The organism is Acidimicrobiia bacterium (assembly GCA_035948415.1).
In the GTDB taxonomy this organism is placed as follows: domain Bacteria; phylum Actinomycetota; class Acidimicrobiia; order IMCC26256; family PALSA-555; genus PALSA-555.
Genome location: DASZJD010000073.1, coordinates 51481 through 64575 on the forward strand (window position 1 = coordinate 51481; position 13095 = coordinate 64575).

Consider the following 13095-nt stretch of genomic DNA (forward strand, 5'->3'; position numbering starts at 1 on the left):
ATGACTCCTCCGGCCGCCGCGGGAGCCGCCGACGCGACGCTGGCCACACACAGCGTGGCCGCGAGCGCACGGGCCAGCAGCCGGCTCGTCGCGCCGCGGGGTCGGGAGCGGGCTGTCGCGCCCGCGCGACGGTTCTCGGAGCCGACATCGCCGGCCGCGATCCCTGACCGCACCCGCCCTCGTCCCCTCCCCAGCATCGAGGCGTCGCACCGCCGCTGCCGATGCACCGTAGGCGGTCCCGGCGAACCGTGGCTCGCGGCCGGCCCGCGTCCCCCGGAGCCGCGTGTCCGTTCGACCTCGGATGCCTACATGCGCGCCGCGAGGGTGCCGACGCCGTCGCCGGACAGGTCGTCGAGCGCGGCCTTGCGGCCCGTGATCGCGAGAACCAAGGAGACCGCCGGCCCTTGCACCTCGGGACCACTGCCGGCGGACCAGTCCGAATCGGTTGCTCGCAGGAGCAGGCCGGCGACGCGCTTCTTGCCGCCGACGATGAGGTTGGAGCGCCGGTAGAAATCAGCGATCCGTGTCGCCGCGCCGACGGGGTAACGGCGCGAGATCCCGAGCGGCCGACGAATGTCCTCGGCGTGGACAATCGTCTCACCGAGCCACGAATCGGTTGGCCCCGGCGGGTGCGTGGTCGCTCCAGCCTGGGCCTCGAACCGGGCCAGGGTGTCCGCGGCCGTGCCGTCCATCTGCTTGGCGATGGCCGCGTCCTGCATGGCGCTGAATCGAAACCCGGACCCGATCAGGCCGGCGAAGAACTTGGGGGCCGTGAGCTCCGACGTCGCCGTCATGTGGCCGAGGACCTCGCGCACGGACCATCCTGCACAGAGAGACGGGGTCTCCCACTGGTGGTCGGTGAGCGGCTTGAGATCCTCGGCGAGCGCGTCGCGCTCAGCATGGATCGTCGACCACACGTCAGCGTTGGCCATGTTGTCGCTCCTTCAGTCGGTGCAGTCGTTCGTGCCGCTCGGCGGCCCGGGGTCGACGCCGACCATCTCGATGTCGGCCATCGAACCGCCGACCCTCGGTCGCGTTCCCCCGAGTCCGTCACCAACAGCAATGTAATAATCGGCGCGTGCCCACGCCGGACCATGACGACGTCGTCCGCCGATCGTTCGAGCGTCAGGTGTCCCTGTTCGCCGGTGACGACTCGCCCTTCGCCCGTCGCCCCGCGTCGACGCTGGCCTGGCTGGAACCGTTGCACGCGGACATGATCGTGCTGGACGTCGCCTGTGGTGCTGCGCACGCGGCCGAGACTGCGGCTCCTCACGTCCGCCAAGTCGTCGGCGTCGACCTGACGCCGGCGCTGCTCCGGGTCGGTGCTGACCGGCTCCAGGGGGCTGGCATCGCGAACGTGCTGCTCCAGGAGGGCAACGCCGCTGCCCTTCCCTTCGTCGACGCCTCCTTCGATCTGGTGATGTGCCGCGGGGCGCTGCATCACTTCCCGGACCCCACGCCGCCGGTGGCGGAGATGGCGAGGGTGTGCCGTCCGGGCGGGCGCGTCGTCGTGTCGGACATGATCGCCCCGAGCACCGCGGTGCGTGGCGCATTCGACGATCTCCACCGGCTCATCGACCCGTCGCACGTGAGCGCGCTGGTTGAGGAGGAGGTCGCCGATCTGATCCGGCGAACGGTCGGCCCGCTGACCTACGCCGAGACTTCGGTCGTGGCGACCCTGCCGATCGACGTCATGTTGACCGAATCCTCGGATCGGGCGGCGACGATGGCCGCCCTGCACCGGGACATCGGTGGCGGCGGCGCGACCGGGTTCGACCCGACCCAGCAGGACGAGCAGATCCTCGTGTCGTTCACGAACACGGTCGTCCACGCCGCTCGCGCCGCGGAGCCGTCGCCGGCAACGCCCGCGTAGCCGGCGCGCCCGCCCTCCCGCCGCGTCTCGGGCCGTCGGGAAACGGACCGCGGTGGGGCGCGCGCGTCGCCGTCGGGAGGATGTGGGTGTGGGCCTACAACGACCCGGTGAGCCGGTCGCTCTCAGCCTCGCTGAAGGCCCGCAGCGTCTGCGTCGAGAGGTTCCCCCGCGAGCCGATCTGGAGCGCGAACTTCGCCATCGTCTCGTCGTCCGGAGCATCGAGGAGCAGCACGACGTCGTACTTCCCCATCGTGAGGTACCCGTCGAGCCACGTAATGCCGAGCGCCTTGGCCGTCTCCTTGGCCGCGGCCCGACGCTGGGGGATGTCCTTCGCGGCCTGGATACCCTGCTGGGTCATCTTCGCGAGCACCACGTAGGTCGGCATCGCTCCCTCCTGATCGGGTGGTTCCGTCGGCCGCATCGTAGGTGCACCCAACTCGGTGCCTCAGCGGCCCGACGTCGCGCCCGCTCGAGGAACGGCGAGGCCGGTCCGACCCCGGCGGGACGACTCAGGGCGAACTCGGGGCGGCGGCCGTGGCCAGGTCGTGCGGGCCCGATGGGAGATAGCCGCCGGCGCCGCGGATGGCCGCACCCCAGGGCAGGAGCATCCCCACGAGGGTGTCGAAGCCCTCGCCGAGGGACTCGAGGATGGGTCGGCACTGGCGATCGGTGGCCTGCTCGATGCCCTCGCGCGCCGTCCGTCCGGCCTCGGTCAGGGCGCCCCCGGCCAGCAGCCCCAGCTCGACGAGCGCGCCCTCGGCGTCGTCGAGCTCGGTGTCGGTCCACGCCCGTGTGCGGACGTAGGAGCGCGTGGGCAGCCCCCAGTACAGCTCGGTCAGCAGGCCGATCTCGGCCGCGTGGAAGCCGGCCGCGGTCCACGCCGCCGTGTGCGCGTCCCCTCGGTACTCCCGCAGACGGTCGGCGAGCCGCCAGAGGTCTCCCATCGGGGTTCCCGGCAGGCCCAGGGACAGCAGCCCGGCGTAGAGGGGCCGTCCCTCGGGGGGCAGCCGCTCGTTCGCCCGCGCCAGCAGTGCGGTCGCTTCCTCGATTCCCTCGGGGCGCTCACCGAGGACGCGGACCAGCTGACCGGTGGCCCCCGCGGTGCGGACGGCGCCGATCGTCGCCGCATCGGTCAGGGACCACCCGTGGGTGACCGCGGGCACCACCGCCGCCGGGTTGAACACTGCGAAGGCGGCCGCGATCAGCTCCCCGGATACCTGTCCCATGACCGAGCCTCGGCTGCAGAAGTACGCCGGACCGTCGGGCAGCGCGACGTCACCAGCCCGGCCCGGGCTGGCCCCGAAGCCGAGCGCCGCGTATCCCGCGTGGCACTCGGGAGAGAAGTACACCTGCCCCGCGACCGGCTCGAGCGCGGCGGCCAGAGCCCGGGCCCGGACGCTGACCTGAACGTCTCGCATCGCCGGTCATCGTATGCCGCCCCCGCGACGGGGCGACGGCCCGCGACGCGACGTTCAGCAGTGACCCCGATCACCAGGCGAGCGAAATGGAGCCTGGTCCGAGCTCCACGTCCGCCTAGCGTGCGGCACTGATGTCGCCGTGGCCGCTCCCCTCCGCTCGAGCGATGCCCGTCGCGTTTCGCACCGGGGGGCGGCTCGTCGTCGCCGCGGAGCCCGTCGAGGTGGTGGCCGCATCGGGGCACGCGGCCTTCGAGACCCTCGAACGGCTCACCCCGGGCTGGTGGGCCGGCTATCTCGCGTACGACCTCGGCCGCGCCGTCGAGCCGGTCTCGCCGCGTCTCGCCGAGGACGTCGATCTCCCGAACCTGCTCCTGGCCCGATACGACGCACGCGCCCTGGTCGGGCCGGACGGCCTGCGAGTCGAGGGCTCCCGCCCCGCGCGCCGCCGCCTGCAGTCACTCGTCGACTCGGCGCGCCCGCCGACCTCGGTCGAACCCTGCGGCCGGCCGACGTCGAGCTCGTCCCGACCCGCCTATGAAGAAGGGGTTCGGGAGATCATCGAGCTCATCGAAGCGGGCGACTGCTACCAGGTCAACCTGACCCGGCGCATCACGTGGCCCGGCGCACCGGATCCGATCAGCCTCTCGGCGTCGGTCCGATGCGCCAACCCCGCTCCCCACGAGTCGGTCCTGGTGCTGCCGCGACGCGACGGCTCCCCGATCGCCCTCGTCTCGGCGTCACCGGAGCGTTTCCTGTCGTGGCGCGCGACGCAGCTCGAGACCCGACCGATCAAGGGAACCGCAACTGCCGCCGCGGGGCTCCGAGCAAGCGCCAAGGATCGGGCGGAGAACGTCATGATCGTCGACCTCGCTCGCAACGATCTCGGTCGCTGCTGTGAGTTTGGGAGCGTTCACGTGCCGGCGCTGTGCGCCGTGGAGCGGCATCCCGGTCTCTACCACCTCGTGAGCACCGTTCGTGGGCGACGTCGGGCCGATCTGGGTCCGAGCGACGTGATTCGAGCGGCGTTTCCGCCCGCCTCCGTGACGGGCGCACCGAAGCCTCGCGTCCTCCAGGCGATCGAGGACCTCGAGGCCTGCCGCCGCGGCGTCTATTGCGGGGCCATCGGCTGGATCGACACCGAGCGCGACCAGGGCGATCTCGCGGTGGCGATCCGAACCTTCACCATCGCCGACGGTCAGACCCACCTCGGCACCGGCGCGGGGATCGTCGCCGACTCCGACCCGACCCAGGAGTGGCGGGAAACCCAGCTCAAGGTCGCCCGCCTCGCACGGCTCGTCCCGGATCGCACCAGCTCTTCTCGACGCGGTCCAGCGAGGCGAGCCGCGCCGCTGCTCGGCTCCCGCCAGCCGGGTCCTCGGACGGCCTGACCCGTCGACGATCGTCACGGCCTGGGGGCGTGGCGTCACTCCGTCACGGTCGTCGGCGCCCCGTCCGGCCCACCTGCGCTCGGTGCGGATCGGAGTGACGGTAGGTTGGGACGACACCGCTCGGAGGAGGAGCATCATCTTGGACGTCGAGACCGTCGATCAGGAGTATCAGCAGCTGCAGCAGGAGTCCCAGCAGCTGACCCAGGCGATTCAGGGCTTCGCGGGCAAGCTGCAGACGGCTGGAGACTCGGGCAACGACCAGGCGAAGGAGTGGATCCTGGACCTCAAGGGCATCGCACTGCAGATCCAGCAGGAGCAGCTCCAGGTGCAGGCCCTGCTGCAAGCGCTGCACGGGTTCGCGGTGAACACCATGCAGCAGGCCCCGCCGGCACAGGCCGCGGCGCCGGTGCAAGCTGCGGCGCCCCAGGCGCAGGGCGGAGGCATGTTGTCCCGCTTCATGGGTGGAGGCTTCGGCCAGGCCATGACGACCGGCGTGGGGATGGGCGCGGGATTCGGCATCGCCGACTCGATGATCAACTCGATCTTCGGCAACTGAGCCCGAGCGCGGGTCAGACGCCGCGCCTGCGTCGAGGGGAAGCGGCTCCGCGCTTCCGAGGGGTCACCAAGCCGGAGTCGGTCGCGCCGCTCCGAGTCCGGTCGCCCCGGGCGTGCGGACGCTGGGCCGAGGCCGTGTGACCCGGTCCCCCGCCGCGAGCGTGCGCTAACCCCCGTCTCCGACCTCGTCGAGATCGGGGTCGGTCACGGGGCTCGCGGGTGTGGCCAGATCGTCGTTGAGTCGCTGCCACAGGGTCTCCGCCCAACCGCGAAGCGAAGGCCAGTCTCGCCAGAACACCTCGAGGGTGGCTTCGTCGAGCCCGGCGAGAGCGTCGTCGACCGTCACTTCGCGGGTGACCGCCTCGAGATCCGAGAGGGCACGAACGAGCCGGTCGCCCACGGGCGCTTCGACCATGGGGCAACGCTATTGCAAGCGGTGGCGGGCGCCGGCCCCGTCCGAGCGGTGGGTGGTGGCCGATTCGACCCGAGGCGATGAGCGCCCCGGACGGCGCGCCGACCCGAACCGACCAGTCCTCGGGGCCGGGGGATCGAGGCAAGTCACGCCGCGACGAACGGCTCCGGGCGGGCCGCCGATGGCCTTCGAAGGGGCCTCGCCGCCGTGGTGGGGTTGAGTGCCCGGCGCCGACCGGGAACAGTGGCGGCAGGTCGGAGGTGTCGTGCGATGCGAGTCACGCTGCTCGGACATGCCACGGTGCTCGTCGAGCTCGAGGGCGCGACGTGTCTGATGGACCCGGTGCTCGGCGACCCGTTCGAGGAGGGCACCGTCGTGTCGTGTCCGAGGCGGACGATCGACGTCGACCGTCTGCCGCCGGTCGACATCCTCGTGATCTCGCACCGCCATCCCGACCACTTCGACCTGCAGTCGCTGGCGAGGATCGACCGCGGCGTCGACGCCATCTGTCCCGCCGACCCGCTGATCGTCTACGCGCTGAAGGAGCTGGGGTTCCACGCCGTCCACCCCGTCCACCCGATGGCACCGGTCCTTGGTGACGGCTTCGAGCTCTTCCCCACCCGCTCCGAGCTCACGTCCATCCCCGAGTTCGGCTGCGTGTTCCGCGATCGGACTGCCACCTTCTGGAACCAGGTCGACACCCCGCTCTCGAGCGAGACGATCGCGGCGATTCGGCGGCGATACGCATCCCCCGATCTCCTCTTCGCGATGTACGCGAGTCAGAACTTCGAGTTTTTCGAGAGTCTCAGCACCACCTTCCCCGCGGACACCCACCGCCGGAACCTCCAGGCGGTCGTCGAGGTCTCGCCCCGGGTCGCCGTCCCGGCCTCTGCGGGCTTCCGATTCTGCGGAGCCCACGAATGGCTGAACGCCTTCCTGTTCCCGATCTCGCGGCAGCGATTCGTGCGGGACCTCCACGCGTTGGCCCCCGAGATCGCGACGGTGATCATGAACCCTGGCGACGCCGTCGAACTCGACGGGGGCCGTATCGAGCACCGGCCCGACGCATCGCCGGCCGCTCGCACCGAGGTCGACGACACCGACCTGATCGCGTTCGACCCGACCGCGACCGTCCCGCCGCTGCGGGACACCAACCCCGACGGCTACCCAGACTCCGAACTCGAGGCGACGACACGCGACGTCATCGTCCGGGGGATCGGCGACTTCCTGACCACCAGCAGCACGGCCGATCGTCGCCTCCTCGACCAGTACCTCGCCCGCAGGGTGACGTACCGCGTCGACACCGTGTTTCCGGACGACAGCATCTGCTGGTACCGGTTCGACTTCGCCGCCGACCCGCCCCGGTGGGCCGACGGTCGCGGTGCCGGGCCCGAGTCGGACCTCGTGCACCGGATCACGGCGTCGGCGCTCGCCGGATGGGCCACGCACAGCCGCAGCTTCTTCTCGATCCGGGCCTGCTCGAGGCGCACGGGAGCCGCGATTCGCGTCTCCCGTCGAGGCGACGAGGTGCGGCTCGATGCCGGGCCGCTGCCTGACCTGCTCATGTACTACCTCCTCCACGTGGCCGAAGGATCCGAGCTCTCGGCCAAGCACGAGGTGGACCACCAGCTGGAGCGACTCGGCGTGCGCCCCCGGCCTCGGTAAGGCGAGACGGAGCGCTAGCCGCGCCCATCGGGGAGCCACGCGATCGGGCCTCCATGAAAACCCGTGGTCGCCAAGAGCCGTTCGGGAGGGTCCTCGGCACCGCCGTCCCAGACCGTGAGTCGGAGCTCGGCCGGTGCGTAGGTCTTGGGGCGAGGTTCGAGACGCAGCCACGCCAGTGGCGCGTCCCGGCTCGCGTCCCGGCCGGCCGCTTGCAGCTCCCTGTGCATCGCGGCTCGGGTGGGGTCGTCGAGGTACTGCCACACCACCGAGTGAAAGACGACGACCGCAGTGCCCGGCCGGGGCTCGGCGAGCTGCTGGGGAAGCCAGGCGTCGATGTCGGCTCGGTCGACGACGGCGGGGTTGGCGTGCGCCATCGTGATCGCGGCGCGTGCCCGCGCGAAGCGCTCGGCCGGCTGCGGCCACACGTAGGACAGCAACGTCAGCGCACCATCGTCGGTGGTGACGTCGATCGGATTGCGGTCACAGCCGCGGCGATCGACGATGTCAGCTCCGTGCTCGAACGGTGGGGCTCGGTCCTCCCACAGATCGACGAAGCGCACGGGTGACGCCTCGTCGCCCCAGCCTCGGCCGCCCTGCTCGTACCAATACGAGTCGAGGCGCAGGTTCAGTCCCGCGCTCGCACCGACCTCCCGGATCCGGAGGGGCAGTCCGACCTGGCTGGCGACTGCGAGCAGCCCCGAGGCCAGGGCCACCGATCGACCGACCTCGTTGGTCTGCGGGGGACGGCTGAGCGCGTCGAGGACCTCGCCGGGAGGCTCGGCCAACAGCTCCCGCATCACCGTCATGGCGCGCTGGGCGTCGCCGTCGCCGCCGACCGACGGATAGTGCTGGGCGAGGGCCGGCGCGTGGCCGCCGAGAACCAGCCGGTGCACGCCAGCCAGGAGGCGGAGCACGTACGCGGCCTCGAACGGGGCCGCCGCAAACGGAGCCAGCACCTGCGCCGCGGGGCTGTCACGCTCGACATCGAGGACCAGCTCGTCGCAGAGGGCCCGATAGAAGGGCGAGCCGAGCGCGGAGCAGCCGACACCCTGCAGCTGGAGCGTGGCCACGAGCTCGGCCTGGTGTTCCATGTTCCCACCGTCGCTGTTGAGGACCGTCACACCGCGGTCAGCACCCGTCGGCGGCGCCGTTCGGCCCGCCGTCGTCGACACGCCATTGTGGCCAGTCGCCGCGACGGTCGTCGAGGCAACGGAGCTGCGGAGAATTCGCGCGCCGTGAGCGCCGGTCAGGATGAGAATGCTCGAATGGCCCTCGGTCCGGACGCACCGGCGAAGACTGACGCGGCGCCTCCCGATGATCGATATTGGGTGGACCTCCTGCGTCCGGTCTTCGCGCGCCGGCGGGTGATCCTGACCGGGGAGCCGGTCGCCGGCCTGCTTGCGAAGGCGAGGCTCGTTCACACGCTGGGTGCCCAGCGCCCGTTCATCCTCGGTACGCAGGGGGTGGGGACCGGGCCCCTGCCGAGGCCGGATGAAGCCGAGTGGCTCGCGCTCGACCCGACCCCGACGACAAGCTTCATGGAGGCGATCCGATCGGGTCAGGCCCTCCTCGTCGACTTGCCGGCGCACGCGCGCGCCGCGCTCGATGACTACGACCCGGACCGCTCGGCCATCGTCCTCGGATCGCTCTTGAACGACCTCTCGGAGGTGGCTGGTCGACCGTGCCTGGGCCACCGCGAGCCGCGATGGGTCGCCCTCGAGGACAAGACGGTGATCGACGAGTTCTGGGACCGTGCCGGCATCGCCCGGATGCCTTCCGAGGTCGTGCCGGCGCGGCGCGATGCCCTGGTCGCGGCCGCCGAGCGCCTCGAGGCTGGCCTGGGGACGGTGTGGGTGGCCGACACGCGAGACGGCATTCACGGCGGTGCCGACGGGGCCCGCTGGATCCGAACCCGACGCGATGTCGATGAGGCGCTCGCCTTCGTCGAAGCGCACGCGGACCGCGTGCGGGTCATGCCCTTTCTCGAGGGCATCCCGTGCAGCATTCATGGTGTCGTCTTCCCCGACTATGTCGCCGCGCTCAGGCCGGTCGAGATGGTCACGCTGCGGAGCCAGGTCCACCCGAGCCGGCTGTTCTATGCCGGGGCCGCGTCGTATTGGGACCCCCTGCCTCAGGACCGCGACCACATGCGCGCCCTCGCCCGTCGGGCGGGCGGGCACCTGCGCGAGGTCGCCGACTTCCGAGGTGCCTTCACGGTCGACGGTGTCATGACCGAGCACGGCTTTCAGCCCACCGAGCTCAACCCGCGCCAAGGAGCAGGGATGAGCGTCCTGGCGCGAGGTCTCCCGGGGTTGCCGCTCCCGCTGCTGTGCGACGCCGTGAGCGCCGGCGTCGACCTCGACTACCGGCCCCGCGAGCTCGAACGACTCGTGGTGCGACGAGCCGACCGTCAGCGCGGCGGCGGCACCTGGCGGGCAGTCCCAGCGCCGCTCGCTCCTATCGAGAACCAGGCCGTGGCCCGGGGGCCCGGGGGATACCGCTGGGCGAGTGACGAGGAGCCGCCCGACGGCTGGGTCGGGGCGGGCCCGTCGGCGATCGGAGGCTTCGTCCGCCTGACCCTCAACGCGGCCCGGACCGAGATCGGGGCGTCCGTCGCCCCGGTCGCCTGCGACTTCTTCCGCTTCGCCGATGAGCACCTCCACACCGGTGTCGGCCCGCTGGAACCGGCCAAGCCCACTCGAACGACGAGGGCCGAATGACGCGTGTGCACTTCGAGCCCAGCGAGCGGTTCCAGCCGCTGGCGCGGCGCGTGTTCGCCGAGGCCGAGCGCCACCTGCGGACCGCCCTTCCGGACGCCGCCATCGAGGACATGGGGCGAGCGCGTTCCGAGAGTTGCTGACCAAGGGCGACGTGGGCATCAACGTGCGCGTCCCGGCACGCGAGTTCGCTGCCGCCGTGGCGTTCGTGAGTGAGCGCTACGACATCCACCAGCCACAGAACTGGAGCTCGGAGATGACCACCTACCGCCGCGCCAAGCGCCGCTTCCTCGTCCAGCACTTGGAGGCGTGAGGCGCCGCGAGGCCTCGGGCGACGGCGCCGTCGGAGGCGACCTGGGCGCGCTTGCCCCGGGCGCCGCCGGCCAACAGCATGGGGCAATGATCTCGGTCGGCGATTACCTCTCGTTCGTGGACGACGCGCTCAACGGGATGGTGACGATCGTCGCCGAGCTCGGGGACGACCTCGCGAACCGTCGCCTCGACGTGCCAGACAGCAACGCTCCGTTCGCCGTCCTCACCCATTGTCTCGGGGTGATGGAATACTGGGTCGGCTCCCTGATCGCTGGCCGCCACATCGAACGCGACCGCGCCGCCGAGTTCCGAGCGACCGGAACGGTCCCGGCCCTCGTCCGGCAGACCCGCCGGGCTCGCGGACAGCTCGAGGACGACCTCGCGGGCTTCGACCCGTTCGCTCCGCCGCTCGCACTTCCTCTCGCTGCTCACCTTCGCCGGTGCCCGGAAGACGCTGACCTCCCGCTCACAAGGACCCAAGGTGGCGTCCTGCTCCACGTCTATGAGGAGCTGGCCCAGCACCGAGGCCAGATGGAGAGCTGCCGCGACGTCCTCCTCGCTCCCTGGGCCATTCGCGTCTGAGCCCACCGACCACGGGTGCGCGGCCTGGCGAGCCGATTCCGGCCCACGACCGCCGCCCTGCAACACGGACGGCCGGCGGCGGACCGGCGCCGGGGTGTCGCTCGACCCCCGTGGCCGTGCCGGCCTCGGCGTGCGCGGTCCGTCAGATCCGTCTGCCCCCGTGGCCGTAGACGAACGCCCACTCCGTGGCGCGCACCTCGATGTCCCAGCCCAGGCTCCGGAGCCGTTCTTGCAGTTCGTCGGGCTCCCAGTACACCTTCACGGTCTGGAACCGGCGGCCGTCCCGCACCTGACGGACGCTGACGCCACGGTCAAGGTCGGTGAGGCTGTGGACGCCTTCGACGGCATGGCCGCGGAACCCGAAGCGACGGCCCAGCACCGGGAGCTCCGCACGCGGAATCGCGCTGTCAGCGAAGAAGACCCGACCCTGCGGAGCCAACGCCGACGTCACGAAGCTCCAGAACTCCTCGAAGCGCGGCGGCGGAACGTGCGTCAGCCAGAAGGCGAAGCTGATGACGTCGTAGCGACCGTCAGGCGTCCATCCGAACAGATCCGCCTCCACATGGCGGACGGGAACCGTCGAGCCCGTGAGCCGCCGGCGGTTGATCGCGAGCATCTCGGGCGAGACGTCGAGCGCCGTGATCGACGCCGCCGAGCGGCCGAGCCGCTCGGTCCACATCCCGGTGCCCGCCGCCAGCTCCAGCACCCGCCCGATGGGTCCGAAGTCCTCCAACGCGGCGTCGATCCGTCCGACCTCAGCGAACCACAGCTCGTTGAACGCAGAGCCGAAGTCGTAGTCACCCCGCCGGGTCCACGACTCGTCATACTCGGGGGCGCGGGCACGGTAGTACTCGACCTGTTCGGCCTGGACGGCGTCCCAATCGACGGGTGCCGGCATCGAGCGGTCGAGCCTACGCCGCACTCGTGACGCTGGACGCCAGCGGTTCGGCACGCCGCGCCCGGGCGGCCATCAACGGCGTGAGTCCTGCGACGAGGTCGACGTCGACGACGGGTCCCACATGGCCAGCGTGATCTCGCGGGTCCGCTCGCAGAACCGGCCGGCCGGCGCGACCCGCCGCAGAAGCTGGCGGAGCTCCGCGTCGAAGGCCTCGAGGCGGTCGCCGAACAGATGCGGCGTAGCACTCGACAGCGAGTGCACCGACGCCACGATGTCGTCTTCGGACCGCTCGACGATCCGCCCGCCTCCGACGTCGACCCGTCGTGGCCCACGAAAGCCCGCCGCGGCCAGGATCTCGTCCTCGTCCGACGGTGTGTCCGAGCTGAGCCGGCCCCTCCCCGCCCGTCGGACGGGACCGAGGTAGCGACGAACCAGATCGGCGATCTGGTCGTGGGGTGGTCTGGGTGCGGGCAGCGGGTCGCCTCCGGGCACCCCTCGGTGTGTCGTCGCGCCCACATGCACCAACGACCCGCCCGGTTCGAGCATGGCGCGGACGGTCTCGGCGACCCGGGGGCGGTCCATCCAGTGGAACGACTGGGCGAACACGACGACGCGGAAGGCTCCCAACCCGGCGGGGAGCTCCTCGGCCCGCCGGTGCACCCACGTGGCGTTCTCGCACGCGCGACGCTCCGACTCCCGGCCGGCCTCGACGAGCATCTCGGCGTCGGCGTCGACGCCGACGACCTCACTGAACAGATCCGCGAGCAACAGGGTCGCCGACCCGGGCCCGCATCCAACATCGAGCAGCCTCCCGGTGCCGTCCAGGTGGAGCTCGTCCCGAAGGGCGACGCGCAGCTCGGGTGGATACGACATCCGACCCCGCACGTAGAAGGCCGCGCTGCCCGCGTACAGAGTGTCGTCCCACTCCCACCGATCCGTGTCCACGACACGATGAACGTAGCGGGAGCCACGGACGAGCGTCGGCCGCGATCAGCACGCGCGCTGGGACCTTTGAAATGTCCGACGCGTCGTGGGCGTGGGGGAGACCGGTCGACGCTATCGCCCGGCGACCCAACCAGGGTGCCAGCGTTTGCGTCCGCGACCTCGGGGTGACGCTCCGTCGTCGTCCGCGGGCCCGCGCCACGCTCCCGACTCGGGTCGAGGGCCGAGCGGTTACGACGGGGCCTTCCAGGGCCGGAGCCAGTCGGTGGCGGGCCAGCCCTCGGCCGCCGCCATGAGCTCGTACATCGTGGCGCCGTCGATCGACTCCCGCAC

At 71.4% G+C, this 13095-nt stretch carries 15 protein-coding genes; 8 read left to right on the plus strand and 7 right to left on the minus strand.

Annotated elements, in window-relative coordinates; genetic code table 11:
- Window positions 1–305 precede the first annotated feature (305 nt).
- A complete protein-coding gene (locus VG869_10300; GenBank protein HEV3451586.1) occupies window positions 306–932 on the minus strand; it encodes a maleylpyruvate isomerase family mycothiol-dependent enzyme in 627 nt (208 codons plus the stop codon).
- A gap of 146 nt (window positions 933–1078) precedes the next feature.
- On the opposite strand from VG869_10300, the gene VG869_10305 reads away from it, so the two are divergent.
- A complete protein-coding gene (locus VG869_10305; GenBank protein ID HEV3451587.1) occupies window positions 1079–1873 on the plus strand; it encodes a methyltransferase domain-containing protein in 795 nt (264 codons plus the stop codon).
- Window positions 1874–1967: 94 nt separating this feature from the next.
- On the opposite strand, the gene VG869_10310 is transcribed toward VG869_10305, so the two are convergent.
- The gene (locus tag VG869_10310) at window positions 1968–2258 is read right to left on the minus strand and encodes a GYD domain-containing protein (protein ID HEV3451588.1); all 291 of its coding nucleotides are present in this window, start codon (window positions 2256–2258) and stop codon (window positions 1968–1970) included.
- A gap of 124 nt (window positions 2259–2382) precedes the next feature.
- Window positions 2383–3291, minus strand: a complete 909-nt coding sequence (locus VG869_10315; GenBank protein HEV3451589.1) for a hypothetical protein — start codon at window positions 3289–3291, stop codon at window positions 2383–2385.
- A gap of 164 nt (window positions 3292–3455) precedes the next feature.
- On the opposite strand from VG869_10315, the gene VG869_10320 reads away from it, so the two are divergent.
- Together VG869_10320 and VG869_10325 are read left to right on the plus strand one after the other, a co-directional pair.
- Window positions 3456–4679 (plus strand): anthranilate synthase component I family protein, encoded by a 1224-nt coding sequence (locus VG869_10320; protein HEV3451590.1) that lies wholly within the window; start codon window positions 3456–3458, stop codon window positions 4677–4679.
- 139 nt (window positions 4680–4818) lie between these two features.
- On the plus strand, window positions 4819–5235 hold the full coding sequence (locus tag VG869_10325; protein ID HEV3451591.1) for a hypothetical protein: 417 nt from the start codon (window positions 4819–4821) through the stop codon (window positions 5233–5235).
- A gap of 165 nt (window positions 5236–5400) precedes the next feature.
- On the opposite strand, the gene VG869_10330 is transcribed toward VG869_10325, so the two are convergent.
- Entirely contained in the window at window positions 5401–5649 is a 249-nt protein-coding gene (locus VG869_10330) for a hypothetical protein (GenBank protein HEV3451592.1), read from the minus strand.
- A gap of 267 nt (window positions 5650–5916) precedes the next feature.
- On the opposite strand from VG869_10330, the gene VG869_10335 reads away from it, so the two are divergent.
- A complete protein-coding gene (locus tag VG869_10335) occupies window positions 5917–7311 on the plus strand; it encodes an MBL fold metallo-hydrolase (protein HEV3451593.1) in 1395 nt (464 codons plus the stop codon).
- A 14-nt stretch (window positions 7312–7325) separates the two neighbouring features.
- Here VG869_10335 and VG869_10340 read toward each other — a convergent pair whose 3' ends face one another.
- Window positions 7326–8402, minus strand: coding sequence for a DUF2332 domain-containing protein (locus VG869_10340; protein ID HEV3451594.1), 1077 nt, complete (start codon window positions 8400–8402; stop codon window positions 7326–7328).
- A gap of 237 nt (window positions 8403–8639) precedes the next feature.
- Here VG869_10340 and VG869_10345 point away from each other — a divergent pair, with 237 nt between their 5' ends.
- From VG869_10345 to VG869_10360, 4 genes are all read left to right on the plus strand, one after another.
- Complete coding sequence (locus VG869_10345) at window positions 8640–10031, plus strand: hypothetical protein (protein ID HEV3451595.1); 1392 nt, start codon at window positions 8640–8642, stop codon at window positions 10029–10031.
- Entirely contained in the window at window positions 10028–10171 is a 144-nt protein-coding gene (locus VG869_10350) for a hypothetical protein (protein HEV3451596.1), read from the plus strand. The genes VG869_10345 and VG869_10350 overlap by 4 nt, the downstream gene beginning before the upstream one ends.
- Window positions 10165–10341, plus strand: a complete 177-nt coding sequence (locus VG869_10355; protein HEV3451597.1) for a hypothetical protein — start codon at window positions 10165–10167, stop codon at window positions 10339–10341. The genes VG869_10350 and VG869_10355 overlap by 7 nt, the downstream gene beginning before the upstream one ends.
- Before the next feature lie 86 nt (window positions 10342–10427).
- On the plus strand, window positions 10428–10922 hold the full coding sequence (locus VG869_10360) for a DUF664 domain-containing protein (GenBank protein ID HEV3451598.1): 495 nt from the start codon (window positions 10428–10430) through the stop codon (window positions 10920–10922).
- 142 nt (window positions 10923–11064) lie between these two features.
- On the opposite strand, the gene VG869_10365 is transcribed toward VG869_10360, so the two are convergent.
- Both VG869_10365 and VG869_10370 read right to left on the minus strand, forming a co-directional pair.
- A complete protein-coding gene (locus VG869_10365; GenBank protein HEV3451599.1) occupies window positions 11065–11820 on the minus strand; it encodes a class I SAM-dependent methyltransferase in 756 nt (251 codons plus the stop codon).
- 72 nt (window positions 11821–11892) lie between these two features.
- The gene (locus VG869_10370; GenBank protein ID HEV3451600.1) at window positions 11893–12765 is read right to left on the minus strand and encodes a class I SAM-dependent methyltransferase; all 873 of its coding nucleotides are present in this window, start codon (window positions 12763–12765) and stop codon (window positions 11893–11895) included.
- Window positions 12766–13095 lie beyond the last annotated feature (330 nt).

Coding starts and splice junctions, on each gene's coding strand:
- VG869_10300 (HEV3451586.1), bottom strand. CDS start 932: ATGGCCAACGCTGACGTGTGGTCGACGATCCATGCTGAGCGCGACGCG.
- VG869_10310 (HEV3451588.1), bottom strand. CDS start 2,258: ATGCCGACCTACGTGGTGCTCGCGAAGATGACCCAGCAGGGTATCCAG.
- VG869_10315 (HEV3451589.1), bottom strand. CDS start 3,291: ATGCGAGACGTTCAGGTCAGCGTCCGGGCCCGGGCTCTGGCCGCCGCG.
- VG869_10320 (HEV3451590.1), top strand. CDS start 3,456: ATGCCCGTCGCGTTTCGCACCGGGGGGCGGCTCGTCGTCGCCGCGGAG.
- VG869_10330 (HEV3451592.1), bottom strand. CDS start 5,649: ATGGTCGAAGCGCCCGTGGGCGACCGGCTCGTTCGTGCCCTCTCGGAT.
- VG869_10335 (HEV3451593.1), top strand. CDS start 5,917: ATGCGAGTCACGCTGCTCGGACATGCCACGGTGCTCGTCGAGCTCGAG.
- VG869_10340 (HEV3451594.1), bottom strand. CDS start 8,402: ATGGAACACCAGGCCGAGCTCGTGGCCACGCTCCAGCTGCAGGGTGTC.
- VG869_10350 (HEV3451596.1), top strand. CDS start 10,028: ATGACGCGTGTGCACTTCGAGCCCAGCGAGCGGTTCCAGCCGCTGGCG.
- VG869_10360 (HEV3451598.1), top strand. CDS start 10,428: ATGATCTCGGTCGGCGATTACCTCTCGTTCGTGGACGACGCGCTCAAC.
- VG869_10365 (HEV3451599.1), bottom strand. CDS start 11,820: ATGCCGGCACCCGTCGATTGGGACGCCGTCCAGGCCGAACAGGTCGAG.